Genomic DNA, 16,230 nt, shown 5'->3' with positions numbered 1-16,230 from the left:
ACCGGAATTCTTATGGCAAAACAATTTGATGTGGCAGTGATCGGCGCGGGCGCGGCCGGCATGATGTGTGCGGCTGTTGCCGCCCAGCAAGGCAAGCGCGTGGTATTGATCGATCACGCAGCCAAGCTGGCCGAAAAGATCCGCATCTCGGGTGGCGGGCGCTGTAATTTCACCAACATTAACGCCACCCCACAAAATTTCCTCTCGGAAAATCCGCATTTCTGCAAAAGCGCGCTGTCGCGCTACACGCCGCAGGATTTCCTCGCGCTGGTGAAAAAATACCGCATCGGCTACCACGAGAAGCACAAGGGCCAGCAATTCTGCAATGAATCGGCCGAGCAGATCATCGACATGCTCAAAGACGAGTGCGCCGCTGGCGGCGTGCACTGGCGCATGCCGTGCAAGATTGATAATGTTGTCCAGCAAGATGATGGCGGCTTCGTGCTGCAGACCGATAGCGGCGACATCGAGACGGCCAGCATCGTCATTGCCACGGGCGGCCCGTCGATCCCGAAGATCGGCGCCACGGATTTTGCCTACCGCATCGCCAAACAATTCGATTTGATGATGGTCGAACCGCGTCCGGCCCTGGTGCCGCTGACGTTCGATGCGGCCAGCTGGGCGCCGTTCGCGGAACTGTCTGGCATTGCCCTGGAAGTGGATGTGGAAACGGGCAGCCTGAAAGGCCGCAAGGCAACAGGTGCGCGTTTCCGCGAAGATTTGCTGTTCACCCACCGCGGCCTGTCCGGCCCGGCGATCCTGCAGATTTCCAGCTACTGGCTGCCGGGCACGCCCATCGTCATCAACTTGTTGCCGGAAGTAGACGTGGCGCAGACCCTCATCGAAGGCAAGGGCACCCTGAAGAAGCAGCTGGGCAATATCGTCGCGCAATGGCTGCCGCAGCGCCTGGCAGACTGCCTGCTGGCCGTCAACGGCCTGGCGCCGGACGCGCGCATCGCCGACATGCCCGACGCACAGCTGCGCAAGCTGGGACTGGCCATCAATGCCTGGTCCATCGTGCCGAACGGTTCCGAAGGCTACCGCAAGGCCGAAGTGACACGCGGCGGCATCGATACGCGCGAGCTGTCGCAGCAGACCATGATGGCCAACAAGGTGCCGGGCCTGTACTTCATCGGCGAAGCGGTCGACGTGACGGGCTGGCTGGGCGGCTACAACTTCCAGTGGGCCTGGGCTTCCGGCGTGGCGGCAGGTATTGCCTTGCAGTAAGCAACTCTGTAGTATTGGGTGTTGGCGCCCGGTGCGCCGGCCCCGGTGCGTGGTTTACGCCACATTCCGGCAGCGACCGCAGGCTGCATGCCGCACGCAAGTGGGGGAGGGGCTTCCCTTTCCGAATAAAAGCTGCTACTATCTATCTCTTCCTATACACCACCTCAACGGTTTGAATTTTACATGACCACTATTCGCCTTAAAGAAAACGAGCCGTTCGAAGTCGCAATGCGTCGCTTCAAACGCACCATCGAAAAAACGGGTCTGCTGACCGAATTGCGCGCACGCGAATTCTACGAAAAGCCAACAGCTGAGCGCAAGCGCAAGCTGGCAGCTGCTGTAAAGCGTCATTACAAACGCATCCGCAGCCAACAACTGCCGAAAAAATTATTCTAAGACTGTTCAGTCAGAACCAACCCGGGTAGTTCGGCGCATTGTTCGCCACGGGTTTTGTTTTGATTCGCCTGGAGTGATACTTCAGATGAGTCGCATACCCGCTCCGGTTCGCCGCAGCGGGTTTTCGCTTTTGTGGCCGCCTGCTTGGAACGCCTAACAGAACCGTAGCGAGCGGCAGTGAGTTGCGGCTGAGAAGCGCAGCTGTGCGAATGCGCAGTGAGCATCGGAGGCCGCAAATCGCGACGCGCAGTAGCTTATGTTAGGTGCTCTTAGTCTGCGCGCACGAGCATCGAGCCCAACTTACCAACACGAGGATTGCCATGAGCTTGAAAGAACAAATTACCGAAGACATGAAAAACGCCATGCGCGCCAAGGAAGCGGGCAAGCTGGGCACGATTCGCCTGTTGCTGGCGGAAATCAAGCGCAAGGAAGTCGACGAGCGCATCGAATTGACGGATGCACATGTGACGGCCATCGTGGAAAAGATGATCAAGCAGCGCAAGGATTCGATCACCCAGTTCGAAGCCGGTGGCCGTGCCGACCTGGCCGACATCGAAAAAGCCGAGCTGGTGCACCTGACGGGCTATATGCCTGCCGGTCTGTCGGACGAAGAAGTGGCGGCCGAAGTGGCTGCCGCCGTGGCCGCCTCGGGCGCCGCCGGTCCGCAAGACATGGGCAAGGTGATGGCCATCGTCAAGCCGAAGCTGGCGGGCCGCGCCGATATGACCGTGGTGTCCGCGCTGGTCAAGAAAGCCTTGACGCCAGCAGCGTAAGCATACAATAGTAGTAATCGGCTGCCGGCCCATGCTGGCAGCCGCTCAATCGCCCACACGTTGACCTGGCTCAACCTCAGGCCACGTGCGGTAGTATAGTTTGACCTATAACAAGACCCGCCCTAGCCAGTGATACCTCAATCCTTCATTTCCGATTTGCTCAACCGTGTCGATATCGTCGATGTCGTGGGCCGCTATGTGCAGCTGAAAAAAGGTGGTGCCAATTTCATGGGCTTGTGCCCGTTCCACAGTGAAAAATCGCCCAGCTTTACCGTCAGCCCCACCAAGCAGTTCTATCACTGCTTCGGCTGTGGCGCGCATGGCACCTCGATCGGCTTCCTGATCGAGTACTCGGGCATGGGCTTTGTCGATGCCGTCAAGGACCTGGCGCAGAATGTGGGTATGGTCGTGCCGGAAGCGGATGACAAGATTCCGCCGGCCCAGCGCGCCCAGATCCAGGCGCAAAGCATGGCCCTGTCCGATGCCATGACGCAGGCCTGCGACTATTACCGTGGCCAGTTGCGCCACGCGCCCGAAGCCATCGCTTACCTGAAGAACCGGGGCTTGACGGGGGAAGTGGCCGCTCGCTTCGGCATGGGTTTTGCGCCCGGCGGCTGGGATAATTTACGCTCCGTCTTCCCCGATTACGACGTGGTAGCCCTGGCCGAGGCCGGTCTCGTGATCGACAAGGTCGATGAAGAGGGGAATAACCGCAAGCGTTACGACCGATTCCGCGAACGCATCATGTTTCCGATTCGCAATACCAAAGGCCAGGTTATCGCCTTTGGCGGCCGTGTCCTCGACCATGGCGAACCGAAATACCTGAACTCGCCGGAAACCCCCTTGTTTTCCAAGGGTTTCGAACTATATGGCTTGTTCGAGGCGCGCCAGGCCATCCGCGACGCCGGCTACGTGCTGGTGACCGAAGGCTATATGGACGTGGTGGCGCTGGCGCAGATGGGTTTCCCGCAGGCGGTGGCCACCCTGGGCACGGCGTGCACACCCACCCACGTGCAAAAACTGCTGCGCCAGACCGATAACGTGATTTTCAGTTTCGACGGCGACAAGGCAGGCCGCCGCGCCGCCCGCCGCGCGCTGGAGGCCAGCCTGGCCCATGTGTCGGACAATAAAACGATCAAATTCCTGTTCTTGCCATCAGAACATGATCCGGACAGCTATATCCGCGAATTTGGCGCCGAAGGTTTTGAGCAACAAGTGCATGAAGCCATGCCGCTGTCGCAATTTTTGCTGAAAGAAGTGTCGGGCGAGCATGATCTGTCCGAGCCGGAAGGGCGCGCCCGCGTGCAGTTCGACGCGAAGCCCCTGTTGCAGCTGATGGCGCCGTCGTCCTTGCGCCTGCAGATCGTGCGGGGACTTGCGCAGCTGACGCAGTCCACCCCGGCCGAGATCGAAGCCCTGTTCGAGCTGGCCAAGCCCGTTGCAGTGGCGCGACGCGCGCCGCCGAAATCGGGTCGCCCCGTTCCAGTAGGGCTGGAATTGAAGATCATGCGCATGCTGGTGGCGCATCCGCCCTTGACCATGCGCATCGACGAAGCGGCCCTGACCGCCTTCCAGCACCTGGGACCGGACGCAGCCCACAGCCTGGGGCAGCTGGTGGCCGTGGGCCAGGCGCTGGGCGAGCATGGCAGTTTCGCCGCCTTGGCGCAGCAGTTGAAGGAGTTGGGCAGCGAATATGACGAGATCATCGGCGAGATCGCGGCCGGCACGGAATCCGATTACGACAGCGAATTGTCGTGGCTGGTGAGCACCATCCGCGAGATCAAGTTGAATGCCTTGAAGGCGGAATTGCAGCAATTGTTTGCGTCGGGTTTGCCATCGGAGAAAATTGGTGTACGCTACCGCGAAATCATGCAGGAGCAAGGCGATCTGGAGCGTGAGCGCGATGCCGAGTTATTGAATCGCTAATCTTGCTCTGGGGGTATGGCGCGCACTGGAAAAACATTTTTCGCGTGCTATAATTAAATGCTAAGTATTGTGTGCTTTGGCAAGCTAGTTCTGTTTCGTAAATAGTATTTGTTTTCAGTAAGTTAGGCTCTTGATCGGCGCGGTGGATCGTGTCGGCAGCCAGGGCCAACTGGCGTTTTCAGCGTTGCGGGCAAGGCTCGCGGACGCTGGCAAGCCGCGCCAGGCTCTCGCTCCCAACGCGGTCGATGCAGGAATTTTTGCCGAGGCGGCTGGCAACAGCCGGTGGACAGGAATTGCTGCGCTTCCCGCGGATCGTGGCCGATGAGGTGTAAGTAACGTAACAGTGTCGAATTTGCGTTGTCGGCAGGTTCGAAGATGGTGGTTCCCGCAGGTAGACAGGGAACTGGCAGCAAACTTTATCCTAATCCACCGTAAAGCAAGTCGTTGTGTAATCGAAAGCGCCTGTGCCAATCAAGAAACCCGAATCCAAAGCGGCTGTAAAGCCCACTAAAGTTACCACGAAAGCCGAAAAGGCGCTCGACCGGCCAGAAGCGCGCATCACCAGCGCGCCCGTGGTCAGCCAGACCACCGACGCCGCCACACTGGCGGCCATCGATACGTCCGGCTATGTCTTGCCGTCGGTAAAAGTGCCAGGCCGCCGCGGCCGTAAGCCAAAAGAATTCCAGCCAGAAAATGATGAAGTCGCCGCCCTGAACGCCGTCGAGCGGGCCGAACTGAAAGCCGTCGACAAGGCCAAGGCCAAAGACCGCAAGGCGAAGGAGCGCGCGCTGTTGAAGGACGCGTTCTCGTCCGACACGGAAGCGAGCGAGGAAGAACTCGAGCGTCGGCGCCAGAAACTCAAGACCCTGATCAAGTTCGGCAAGGAACGCGGTTTCCTCACCTATGCGGAAATCAACGATCACTTGCCCGAAAATATCGTCGATCCGGAAGCCATCGAAGGCATCATCGGTACCTTCAATGACATGGGCATCGCCGTCTACGAGCACGCGCCCGATGCGGAAACCTTGTTGTTGTCCGATAACGTTGCCGTTGTCACCAGCGACGATGAGGCGGAAGCCGCGGCCGAGGCCGCATTGTCGACCGTCGACTCCGATTTCGGCCGTACCACCGACCCCGTGCGCATGTATATGCGCGAGATGGGCTCGGTCGAGTTGCTGACGCGTGAAGGCGAGATCGAGATTGCCAAGCGTATCGAAGATGGCTTGAAAGACATGATCCAGGCCATTTCGGCCTGTCCCGTGACGATCGCCGAAATCATCGCCGCCGCCGACCGCATCGCCAACGAAGAGATCAAGATCGACGAAATCGTCGACGGCCTCGTCGATGAAAACGAGCCGGTTGCCACCGCTCCTGTCGTGGCCGCTCCCGTCGAAGAAGACGAGGAAGAGGGCGAAGCGGAAGAAGAGGAAGTCGAGGAAGAGGAAGAGGCGAGCGCTTCCGGCGCGGCCGGCTTCTCGGCCGAGCAGCTGGAAACGCTGAAACGCACGGCGCTGGAAAAATTTGCCGTCATTTCGCAGCAATTCGACAAGATGCGCCGCGCCTTCGAGAAAGAAGGCTACAACTCCAAGCCTTACGCCAAGGCACAGGAAGCCATTTCGCAAGAATTGCTGGGCATCCGCTTCACGGCCAAGGTGGTGGAAAAGCTGTGCGACACCCTGCGCGGCCAGGTCGATGAAGTGCGCCATATCGAGAAGCAGATTCTCGACGTGGCCGTGAACCGCTGCGGCATGCCGCGCGCCCACTTCATCAAGGTCTTCCCAGGCAATGAAACCAACCTGGACTGGGTCGATGGCGAAGTCAACGCAGGACACGCATACAGCGCCATCCTGGGCCGCAACATTCCGACCGTCAAGGAACTGCAGCAGCGTCTGATCGACCTGCAGGCGCGCGTCGTATTGCCGCTGCCGGACTTGCGCAACATCAACCGCCAGATGGCGGCCGGTGAAATGAAGGCGCGCAAGGCCAAGCGTGAAATGACGGAGGCCAACTTGCGCCTGGTCATTTCGATCGCCAAGAAGTATACGAACCGCGGCCTGCAATTCCTCGACTTGATCCAGGAAGGCAATATTGGCCTGATGAAGGCCGTCGACAAGTTCGAGTACCGCCGTGGCTACAAGTTCTCGACCTATGCGACCTGGTGGATCCGCCAGGCCATCACGCGCTCGATCGCCGACCAGGCGCGCACGATCCGTATTCCCGTGCACATGATCGAGACGATCAACAAGATGAACCGGATTTCCCGCCAGATCCTGCAGGAAACGGGCGCAGAGCCCGATCCGGCCACCCTGGCGATCAAGATGGAGATGCCCGAGGACAAGATCCGCAAGATCATGAAAATCGCCAAGGAACCGATCTCGATGGAAACGCCGATTGGCGACGACGACGATTCCCACCTGGGCGACTTCATCGAGGACAACAACACCCTGGCACCGGCCGACGCAGCCCTGCACGCGTCCATGCGCGGCGTGGTCAAGGACGTGCTCGATTCCCTGACGCCACGCGAAGCGAAAGTGCTGCGCATGCGTTTCGGTATCGAGATGTCCACCGACCACACGCTGGAAGAAGTGGGCAAGCAATTTGACGTGACGCGCGAGCGCATCCGCCAGATCGAAGCCAAGGCGCTGCGCAAGCTGCGCCACCCATCGCGCTCCGACAAGCTGAAAAGCTTCTTGGAAGGCAACTAGAAGCCAATAGGGCTTGACGTGCGCCCCTGATACCCCTATCCTCGCGTGTCCGTTTCCAAAACGGCCGCGCGAGGCGGGCATCAACAGCGCCGCCACGCCGCAGTCCCCGGGCCTCTAGCTCATGCTTGGTTAGAGCAGCGGACTCATAATCCGTTGGTGCCGTGTTCGACTCACGGGAGGCCCACCAATTAAATCAAGGACTTAGGTGAAAACCTAAGTCCTTTTTTCTTGTCTTGGGTTTTTGTGTAGGCGCTGTGTAGGTTTTCCTGCTCTATCGCCTGATGTCAGTCCAGTTATGCTCATGCAGAGATAGCAACTAACTTTCTTTCCAAGTATTTGGAGTTAGCGAATGTTGTAGGTTTTTCTACGATTCTATTTGTTAAGCCCTGTCACTCCTCCCCCTTGAGGTGAATACCATTTTCTAACAATTGTGCTATGGCGTAGTTGATCGTTCCTGCGCGTGTTTGCCCCTCCTTCTTTGCCAGCTGATCTAGCCTATCAAGCGTATTCTCCTTTAGCGTATGGGTGATTTGTACCTTGTTACCTTTGCGCACACGGCGCTTGGCAGGGGCTGCACTGTAGTGGTCAACCCATCCCGGACACTTCGTTAAGTTTTTCTTCGGCGACGGCCGGTGCCAATCTGTGATTAAACTGATGTGGCCGTATCCAGTTATACCGGTGCATCAGGTAATGGCTGATGTCCCGTTGCGCTTCCTGTGCCGTCAGGTAACCAGTTGACGGCAGCCATTCAGTTTTGAAGCTGCGGAACAGCCGTTCCATCGGGGAGTTATCCCAACAATTTCCCCGACGGCTCATACTCTGTCGTATCCGATAGCGCCACAAGCGCTGACGGAATTTTCGACTGGCGTACTGGCTACCTTGATCCGAATGAAACAGCAGCCCCTGTGGTCGACCTCGCTGCTCGTAAGCCATTTCCAGTGCTTGCACAACAAGGTCGGCGTCGGGTCGTAGCGAGAATGCCCAGCCCACCGCTCGGCGAGCGAACAAATCCAACACCACTGCCAAGTAATACCATCGGCCTTGCGCCCAGGCATAGGTGATGTCCCCGCACCAGACCTGATTTGGCGCCTCGACTGTGAATTCACGATTGAGGTGGTTTGGAATATCGACCCGCTCCACCGTAGCCTGCTTATAGGCATGGCTGCCAGGCTGTTTGCAGACCAGTCCCAACTCCTCCATCAAACGACTGACTTTAAAACGGCCAATTGCCGTGCCTTCCTCGCGCATCATGCCCATGATGCTGCGACTTCCCGCCGAACTGCGACTCTCGACAAACAGCTCGTGCACGCGGCTACGCAATGCCATGCGCTCAACATCAATGTGGCGGACGCGCTCCCGATGTGCATACAGGCATGACCGCGCCATGTCGAACACCGCGCAGATCAACTCGATTGATTCGTCACCACAAATCTGATCGATTACCTCGTACGTTCTATCCCTTCCGACATCAAGAGCGCGGTAGCCTTTTTTAAAATGGACTTCTCCCGCTCGAGACGCTCAATGCGTGCTTCGAGTTCCTGTATTCGCTGCTGATCAGGCGTCATTGCCTTACTCTGTGGCGTGATGCCTTGCCGCTCCAACTGAAGCTGCTGCACCCAGCGGCGCAGCACTGATTCGCCGATGCCGACCGACCGGCTTGCCTCTGTATGGCTATATCCTTGATCCAGTACCAGGCATGCCGCCTGCCGTTTGAACTCAGGGGAAAACGTACGTCTTTGCTTGCTCATCAAACACCTCTCCATGGCGAGCATTCTCGCCTAAATCAGTGTCCGGGTACATTAAACCACTACACGCCGGCGCAAGTTCGAATCGCGCAGGATCCCATGTACCCTGCTCAATCTTCTCGGCACTGGGCGGGAAGGGGTCGAATCGACGCTTCGACCACCGCGTACAGCGATTCCGCATGTCGCCGCCGCGTAGAAGTTCGGCTATCCCAGCTTCGTTCAGGTTCTTGTGGCTCTACTTTTTTCAGCATGGCCTTGTTCATGGCATTCACGAACTAGGTTGATTCATGGGAATGGTTACTTGGCTTTATTAGAGTAGAAACATCATCATGGCAGACGAACGGGCAGTTCTTTATCCACCGCTAACATGTCGTTAAATTTAGTTAAAAGTAACGGATATGTTCACGTTTATGTTCTGCTGATTTCTTTTGCATGCAGCAAAACTTAAATTTTTTTCCTGAACTGCATGGGCAAGGGTCGTATGTATCGATGGGACGAACAATCACTTTTTGTGCCGCTGGTATTCGTCTAAGAACCTCCAGTGCATATTCCTGGATATCATTAACTAGCTTATTTATGCCTATATCAACATAGATTTTCTTGAATCCTAAAGCTTGACCATTGCCAAGGTCAGCCGATCTTTGAAGTAGTTCCTTTGCTTTTTCCACATCTTTAGGCACGAAATCACCTTCAAAGTAAGCACGGCCAAGAGCATACAGGGAGTCACGACAGTGAAGTTCAACCCCTTTCTTGACATACTCAAGAGCCTTCTCAACTTGAGGTTCACAAGCTTTACCTTGTGTGTAGTAAGACCACAAACAGAAGTAAGCTCTAGAATCGTTGTTCTGTTCAGCCAGCAAAAAGTACTTTAAAGCTTTCACGTAATTGGCATCGTCGTCGTAAAGAATGCCGCCATACAACTGACATGCTTCACCGTGACCTAAGTTAGCCGCCGCTTCAATAAGTGCGAGAGCTTCCTTCGTTTTGTCTCCATCAATTATTCCTTTGTTGACGAAGCTTGCATATCGAAAACTTGCGTCGACATTAGGCACAAACTCAAAGGCCGATCTGAAAAAGGTTGCCGCTAATCGTTCCAACAAGACCTGTTGCGCAGCGAATTCATCCGAGACGATAGGATACTTATTTGAAATGAGTCGTCGATCAATCTCAGCCTCACACCAGAGACCCGCCTTGTACTGCATGTCTGGATTTGCTTCAACGGTCGCAGCGTAGAGCACGTCCTTCCACTCCTGCGATTCAATCGTCACCCGTTGATACTCAATCTTTCCTTGACGAACGTGAGACTTGTTGTCCAAGTACTCAAACACAAACAAAATGAGCGAACGAACTTCAGCCGCGTTCTCTACAAGGCCCCCATGATGCAGTTGCAAGTCCTCTTTCGTTGCTTGGTCGCCGGCCGCACGCACCTGGTGCGCCCCGGTATTGCACAGTGACCGTATTTTGTGAAGTCTGTCCTTGAGCCCGAACGAAATCGCAGACGCGTCAAACAGAGTCTTGATCGACTGAATGATAGGAGCCTTGACCAAGACAACCCCTTCAGCCGCAGCCAGCTTTTCACAAACCTCTTCCAGGATGTCTCTAAACCTGACCAGCGCATGGGATGGAAGAACTTTGCTGAACTCAACCGCCTCTTTGTAGGCTCTGCCAATGGACTTAGAAATTCGGTTTGCTAAATCCAAATCGGTAGTAATTGGAGAATTCATACTTGTGATCGCTCAGGAGTCTTTGGGGGAGGGGGGGGATATTTGAAGGCGCCAGTGCCAAATTTAAGCGTTGGCGATTTCTGTAACAAGCCAGTTGTCAGGCTCACTGCCCTGTCCATCCATCGTCGCACGAGGTATTCCACAAGAACAGACAAGAACAGCCCTGAGACTTCGCGCCATAGGCATGCCAAAAGCAAAGCTCACCTCTGCCGGCCCCTCGTGGCACAACATGAGCGGCGTCCCTACCTGGTCAAGCGAGATGGCCATCGACGCCTCAACACGCTGGCAGTATTGAGAGTGCATTCCCGCAGAAGGCCACGCAAAATTGTACGTCGTCATATTGATCTCCCTGTAAGCTACAATTTTACCGCAGAGCACCTTTGCCAAGGGACGAACCTACCTATGAAATCTACACCTGCAAGTCAAAATCCCACAGTTCCGCACACTCTCATCGTGACTTGGAATTCAGGTCAAGAAACGCTGGACATGGACGAAATCGAGGAAGCCTTGAAGGCTCACACGCCTGGTGCGACAGTCACGATCAAGACCACCGAATACCTAGTTGCTGCACACCGTGACGTCGTCTATGAGTCAGTCTTGGAAAAGACACCGAAAGGGTTTAGCCTCACCTACAAGGACAAGGGGAACTGGGTTGACGAGGATGGAGAACTGCGTGAAGCAGACGGCGAGTTAGGGACGGCCAGCTATCAACAGGAAGAAGAGAACGGAAAACCAAAGTGGATATGCACTTGGTTTCATGTAGACAACCCGAAGAAAGGGTACAACTTCCCATGCGGCTCTTCCACTGCCACACGTGATTACAAAAAAGTGAAAGTCAAAGTTCGTGATGCTAAATTTCGAAATCTCATCTTTGGAACTGACGCAAAATGTCTTGTAACTGGCGAAACGGACAAAAAACTTCTTGAAGCTGCACACATATTTGAAGTCAAGAATGACGGCAACGATAGATGGGAAAACGGTATCGTTCTTCGGGTAGACCTTCACAGACTTTTTGATAAACATATTTTGACAGTCAATGAAGTGGGGAAATTTACGATGTACCCTGTGCCTTTGTCTTACGAATACCTTTTTAAAAAAGATAGAGCAACTTGGATTAAAGAGCCGACCATCAACTCGGCTAATTTAAGCCGTTATTCTGACAACATTAAAGCACGCAACAAGAAACGTGCCGTCAGTAAATAAATATTTTCTTTAAATATTTCATTTATTCTATTGCTTTACCGTTTATCTGAAAATTTAACAATTAACCTTGGGCGGTTTCAAATATTAAACGCAACACTGGGTTAATTAACAGTGTCAGTGGGATGTCGTAGTAGCTTGATGTGGTGAGTATAAACGACGAGCGGCGATTGATAATTTAGCCTGGCACTGGGGCGCGTATGAGCGACAAGGCGATGGCGTCGAGCTCGTCCTGTGAGTATATCGACAGTCCGAGCCCTTGGGCATGTACTGGCGCAACAGTCCATTGGTGTTCTCATTTGAGCCGCGCTGCCAAGGGCTGTGCGGGTCAGCGAAATAGATCTGGACACCGGTATGCTCGGTGAGAATTTTGTGGCCGTGCATCTCGCGGCCCTGGTCGTAAGTCATGGTCTTGCGCATCGCGGCCGGCTCGCGATTGAACACGGCTGAGAAGCTATCGACGACGGCCTTGGTGGTGGCATTGTCCATTTTGGCGAGCACCACGAAGCTGGTAACGCGTTCGACGAGCGTGCCGACCGATGAGCGGTTGCCGGCGCCTTTGATTAGGTCGCCCTCCCAGTGGCCAGGGATGAGCCGATTCTCGACCTCTGGAGGCCGGATATGAATGCTCTGCATATCTGGGATCTGGCCTCGCCGGTCGGCGCCCCGACTGCGTGGTAGACGATTTCGATCCATCACGGCTTGGTTCGGTAGGTTAACAGGTCGGGCGGTGGACGAAGGTTCCCGGATGCCCGAATGGCGTCACTTCTGGAGGAACGGATGTCTGTCATGGCGCGTGGCATTAGAGACGCCGAGGAGGTATTGCGGTACAGCTGCAGTACACTCGTAACGATCTGTTGATTTATCTAAATTTCGCTAACTCATTGATTCGTTGTATGCTATTGACTTCACCAACCTACGCTTACTTGACCTCGATTTACCTACGGACATGGTTTTGCTGGCAAACTCATAATCCGTTGGTGCCGTGTTCGACTCACGGGAGGCCCACCAGAATTTAGCAGCAATAGAACGAGCCCCGGCGGGTGACTGCCGGGGCTTTTTTCATGCTGTCGTACAATCGCGGCATGGCGATTGATGAAGGATGAAACGAGATGACGGCTGAAGTGAAGATTGACGATATCGTGGCGGGCGATGGCAAGGCGGCTGCGCGTGGCGCGCTGGTGACGGCCCATTACCGGGGCTGGCTGGAAGATGGGACGGAGTTTGACTCGTCGCATCAGCGGGGGGAGCCTTTCCGCTGTGTGTTGAGCAATAACAAGGTCATTCAGGGCTGGATTTTGGGTTTGCATGGCATGCAGGCCGGCGGCACGCGCAAGCTGTGGGTGCCGGCGGCGCTGGCGTACGGCGAGCGGCAGGTGGGCTTGATTCCGCCGCATTCTAATTTGATCTTCGAGATTGAGCTGCTGGAAGTGCTGACGCGCGATTGATCTCTTGACGCGACGTCAGGCGGGCAGGGTACTTGCCTTCACTCCCGCTTTTTGCACGAGCAGTTGCTCGACATCGGCGCGCAGCGCCTGCTGGGTAGGTAAGTTTGCGTATCGCAAGGTCACATAGCCGGCTAGCCTGAGCATGGCGTCTCGCTCTTTGTCCTGGCGTTCGCGGCCGGCGTGGCTGCGGTCGTCGAGCTCGATGACGGCGATGACGTGCAGTTGCTGGTTGCACAGCACAAAATCGGCCACCTTGCGGTCGAAACGGTTTCTGTTTGCCCATCCCTTCGCCGTCACCAGTGCGGAAAATGCCACTTGCGCCAGCACCGTGCATTCCGGCAAGACCGTCTGCAGCAGGTGGTACATCTGCCGCTCGCGCGCCGTCATGACGGGTTTTCTTTGCAGGCTCAGCGGTCTGCGGGACTTGGCTGCGTGGCGCGTGGCCAGCATGGCAAGGAGCAGGATCAAGGCCGCGATGGCGAGCAGGACGATGAAGCGAGGCATGGGCTGGCACCAGGATGATCGAGTCCTGATGGTACGCGAGTAGCGGCGTGTTTTCGTGCCGCTGCCAGCGTATTTCAGGTGGTGCGCTTGTGGAAGATCAAGCCTGTTTCAGCTTGACTTGCAGCATGTCCAGTACGGCCACGATGTCATGCAGTCTGGCCACTTCACAGGTGGGGATGGCGGCCGAGGTATTGGCCATGTTGTCCGGATTAAACCAGCAACTGTCGATGCCATAGCGGTTGGCGCCCAGGATGTCGGCGTCCAGGCGGTCGCCGATGATGACGGTTGTCTCCTTGTTGAATGTGCGCGCCATGTTGGCAGCATAGTCGAAGAAGCGCACGTCCGGCTTGGCGTGGCCGCATGCTTCGGAGGTGGCGACGAAGGAAATGTAGTCGCTCAGGCCAGAGGCGGCGATGCGGCGGTTCTGGATGGATTCGACGCCGTTGGTGATGATGCCCACTTCGCCGATGCGCGACAGCGTTTCGCACACTTGCTCGGCGCCATCGATGAGCACGACCGTGTCCGGCAGCGATTCCAGATACAGACGGCTGGCCAGTTCCGGGTCGACGGCTATGCCATTGAGTGCAAACGTCTTGCGGAAGCGCTCCACTTTCAGGAAATCCTTGCTCACGTCACCCGTCTCGAAACGTTTCCACAGGTCGACGTTGATCGCCTGGTACTGGGTGAACAGTCCGTCGATGCCGACGCGCAAACCCAGTTCGTGCATGGTGTGCAGGAAGGAGCGTTTTTCGGACGCCCTGAAATCGAGCAGGGTATCGTCCAGGTCAAACAGGAATAGCTGGTAGGTCATGGTAAGTATTGAAAGCGTGGAACTTGTCTTGCATCGTAGCACGTAGCGCCGAGTTCGGTTGACCGTGCGCTGTGCGGGCGATCCGCTACAATCGCTGCCAGACTTGTCACCCTTACTCCATTCCTGCCATGACCCAGCTCTCCGTCAACGTCAATAAAATCGCCCTGCTGCGCAATTCGCGCGGCCGCAACTTTCCGGACCTGCTCGCGTTTTCCGCGCGCTTTCTCGACCTGGGCGCCGCCGGCATCACCTTGCACCCGCGCCAGGATCAACGCCATGCGCGCTACGAAGATGTTGCCTCGTTGCAGCGCCTGTGCGCGGAGCGGGGACGCGAGCTGAATGTGGAGGGCTATCCGGCGGCGCAATTCTTGCAGGTCGTGAAAGACGCGCGCCCGGCGCAATGCACCTTGGTGCCCGATATGCCGGGGCAGTTGACGTCCGATCACGGCTGGGATATTGAACAGCATGCGGCGCTATTGCGTCCCGCCATTGCGCAATTGAACGACCTGGGCATCCGTGTCAGCCTGTTTGTCGATGCAGATTACCCGGCGCTGGACTGGGCGCGCGAGGTGGGCGCGGCGCGGGTGGAACTGTACACGGAACGGTTTGCCGAAAGTTATGGCGGCGCGCAGGCCGATGCCGTTTTTGATACGTATTTGCAAGCGGCACGCCGGGCGCAGGCGCTGGGATTGGGCGTGAATGCCGGGCACGACCTTGATTTGCACAACCTGGCGCGCTTCCTGGACATTCCCGGCATCCTGGAAGTGTCGATTGGCCATGCGCTGGTGGTCGAATGCATCGAGCAGGGCATGGACAAGGTGCTGGGCAGCTATCTTGAAATATGTCAATCGTAGCAGCCTTGGGCGCTTACGCTGGCCAGCCGCTGCAGCCTGAGCGGGACTGGGCCTTCTTCGATGCCGAATTCGCCATCTCGGCGGAAACGCTGGCGCAAGTGCAGGCGCTGACGCCCGATGCGGCCGCGCAGCTGTGGACGCACCATGTGTCGACCCATCCCGATGAAACGCACCCCATGCGGCTGGGCACTGGGCATCTCCTGCAGCCAACGGTAGCGGGGCCGGACTGGCTGGTCGAGTTTGATGCCGTTTCCAGCGAGCACCCGGCACAGTCGGGGCGCGTGGCAAGGTTTCTAAATTCCCATTTTCACGCTGCCGTAGCGGCGCCCGTCTTTTTCATGGCCAGCCGGGCGCGCGCCTATGTGCTGACGCCGGCCGCGCTTGCCGCATGCTGGCCTTGCTTGCTGGCCATTTCCGATGAGAGTCCCTTGTTGTACCAGCCGGCCACGGCCAAGTTCGCTTATTTCTCGCCACAGGGGGCGTTGGCGGGGGGCGATGACGGGCTGCCGTCCGTGTAATGGCATGCGTCCATCCGGTGGAGATAAGCGCTCCGCTGAATGCCAGCCGCCTTGCCTATTTACACTGAAACCTGACCATTGTCGTTCGCTGTTGAATGGTCGCGATGCACTGTTTGACTCTCGGCAAATCGATGCGCAGGTAGCGCTCGGTACCGGCATACAGGCAGTCCGCCTGAAACCGATATTGGGACGCATCAAAATTGATATTCCAGCGTTGATACAGTGTGCCGGCACGTGTCCATTCGCTGACTGGGGCCAGGAAGGGCAAGGCTTCTGCGTCTGCCGGCGGCTGATCCGCCGGATAGGACAGCACGCGCACGCCGTCGAGCCTGGCCGCTGGCAGCTTCCAGGTCGATGTAGCTGCTTGCGGGCAAGAAACCGAGGCAAGGGGGGCAGCAG

14 protein-coding genes, 1 tRNA gene and 1 pseudogene are annotated in these 16,230 nt (G+C 56.7%); 10 read left to right on the top strand and 6 right to left on the bottom strand.

The features are described 5' to 3' along the window. Window positions 1-12: 12 nt before the first annotated feature. From CLU92_RS15800 to CLU92_RS15775, 6 genes are all read left to right on the top strand, one after another. Window positions 13-1,227: an NAD(P)/FAD-dependent oxidoreductase gene (locus tag CLU92_RS15800; RefSeq protein ID WP_101482660.1), complete on the top strand. Its 1,215-nt coding sequence runs from the start codon at window positions 13-15 to the stop codon at window positions 1,225-1,227. Window positions 1,228-1,410: 183 nt separating this feature from the next. Beyond that, the gene (gene rpsU / locus CLU92_RS15795) at window positions 1,411-1,623 is read left to right on the top strand and encodes a 30S ribosomal protein S21 (protein ID WP_008451879.1); all 213 of its coding nucleotides are present in this window, start codon (window positions 1,411-1,413) and stop codon (window positions 1,621-1,623) included. Between the two features lie 320 nt (window positions 1,624-1,943). Continuing rightward, window positions 1,944-2,396, top strand: coding sequence for a GatB/YqeY domain-containing protein (locus CLU92_RS15790; RefSeq protein WP_034746974.1), 453 nt, complete (start codon window positions 1,944-1,946; stop codon window positions 2,394-2,396). Between the two features lie 129 nt (window positions 2,397-2,525). Further along, entirely contained in the window at window positions 2,526-4,322 is a 1,797-nt protein-coding gene (gene dnaG / locus CLU92_RS15785) for a DNA primase (protein WP_101482659.1), read from the top strand. A 464-nt stretch (window positions 4,323-4,786) separates the two neighbouring features. Then, window positions 4,787-7,027, top strand: a complete 2,241-nt coding sequence (rpoD, locus tag CLU92_RS15780) for an RNA polymerase sigma factor RpoD (RefSeq protein WP_101482658.1) — start codon at window positions 4,787-4,789, stop codon at window positions 7,025-7,027. 108 nt (window positions 7,028-7,135) lie between these two features. Further along, window positions 7,136-7,214, top strand: a tRNA-Ile gene (locus tag CLU92_RS15775). A 398-nt stretch (window positions 7,215-7,612) separates the two neighbouring features. On the opposite strand, the gene CLU92_RS15765 is transcribed toward CLU92_RS15775, so the two are convergent. Together CLU92_RS15765 and CLU92_RS15760 are read right to left on the bottom strand one after the other, a co-directional pair. Further along, window positions 7,613-8,775, bottom strand: a protein-coding gene (locus CLU92_RS15765) for an IS3 family transposase (RefSeq protein WP_101484714.1) whose coding sequence is annotated in 2 segments (ribosomal slippage) — window positions 7,613-8,520 and window positions 8,520-8,775 — 1,164 coding nt in all. Because the reading frame shifts where the segments join, the coding sequence is not laid out codon by codon here. Window positions 8,776-9,155: 380 nt separating this feature from the next. Beyond that, window positions 9,156-10,496 carry a DUF4145 domain-containing protein gene (locus CLU92_RS15760; RefSeq protein WP_101482656.1) on the bottom strand — a complete coding sequence of 447 codons (1,341 nt, stop codon included), beginning with the start codon at window positions 10,494-10,496 and terminating at the stop codon, window positions 9,156-9,158. Between the two features lie 402 nt (window positions 10,497-10,898). Here CLU92_RS15760 and CLU92_RS15750 point away from each other — a divergent pair, with 402 nt between their 5' ends. Next, complete coding sequence (locus CLU92_RS15750; protein ID WP_101482654.1) at window positions 10,899-11,699, top strand: HNH endonuclease signature motif containing protein; 801 nt, start codon at window positions 10,899-10,901, stop codon at window positions 11,697-11,699. 101 nt (window positions 11,700-11,800) lie between these two features. Here the strand turns inward: CLU92_RS15750 and CLU92_RS15745 are convergent. After that, window positions 11,801-12,380 (bottom strand): annotated as a pseudogene (locus CLU92_RS15745) (IS30 family transposase); the annotation flags it as partial. A 428-nt stretch (window positions 12,381-12,808) separates the two neighbouring features. Between CLU92_RS15745 and CLU92_RS15740 the strand changes: the two are divergent. Further along, window positions 12,809-13,144, top strand: a complete 336-nt coding sequence (locus CLU92_RS15740; RefSeq protein ID WP_101482653.1) for an FKBP-type peptidyl-prolyl cis-trans isomerase — start codon at window positions 12,809-12,811, stop codon at window positions 13,142-13,144. Between the two features lie 15 nt (window positions 13,145-13,159). Here CLU92_RS15740 and CLU92_RS15735 read toward each other — a convergent pair whose 3' ends face one another. Both CLU92_RS15735 and CLU92_RS15730 read right to left on the bottom strand, forming a co-directional pair. Next, window positions 13,160-13,648, bottom strand: coding sequence for a DUF2726 domain-containing protein (locus CLU92_RS15735; protein WP_101482652.1), 489 nt, complete (start codon window positions 13,646-13,648; stop codon window positions 13,160-13,162). A gap of 97 nt (window positions 13,649-13,745) precedes the next feature. Further along, window positions 13,746-14,459 carry a YjjG family noncanonical pyrimidine nucleotidase gene (locus CLU92_RS15730; RefSeq protein ID WP_101482651.1) on the bottom strand — a complete coding sequence of 238 codons (714 nt, stop codon included), beginning with the start codon at window positions 14,457-14,459 and terminating at the stop codon, window positions 13,746-13,748. Between the two features lie 128 nt (window positions 14,460-14,587). On the opposite strand from CLU92_RS15730, the gene CLU92_RS15725 reads away from it, so the two are divergent. Both CLU92_RS15725 and CLU92_RS15720 read left to right on the top strand, forming a co-directional pair. Next, window positions 14,588-15,313, top strand: coding sequence for a pyridoxine 5'-phosphate synthase (locus tag CLU92_RS15725; protein ID WP_101482650.1), 726 nt, complete (start codon window positions 14,588-14,590; stop codon window positions 15,311-15,313). Next, window positions 15,301-15,831, top strand: coding sequence for a DUF2947 family protein (locus CLU92_RS15720; protein ID WP_101482649.1), 531 nt, complete (start codon window positions 15,301-15,303; stop codon window positions 15,829-15,831). Before CLU92_RS15725 ends, CLU92_RS15720 begins: the two co-directional genes overlap by 13 nt. Window positions 15,832-15,886: 55 nt before the next feature. Here CLU92_RS15720 and CLU92_RS27505 read toward each other — a convergent pair whose 3' ends face one another. Then, entirely contained in the window at window positions 15,887-16,150 is a 264-nt protein-coding gene (locus CLU92_RS27505; RefSeq protein ID WP_143452612.1) for a hypothetical protein, read from the bottom strand. Between the last annotated feature and the right edge of the window lie 80 nt (window positions 16,151-16,230).

The sequence above is a fragment of the Janthinobacterium sp. 61 genome (assembly GCF_002846335.1).
Taxonomy (GTDB): Bacteria; Pseudomonadota; Gammaproteobacteria; order Burkholderiales; family Burkholderiaceae_D; genus Janthinobacterium.
This window is presented reverse-complemented; position numbering and strand designations above follow the sequence as displayed.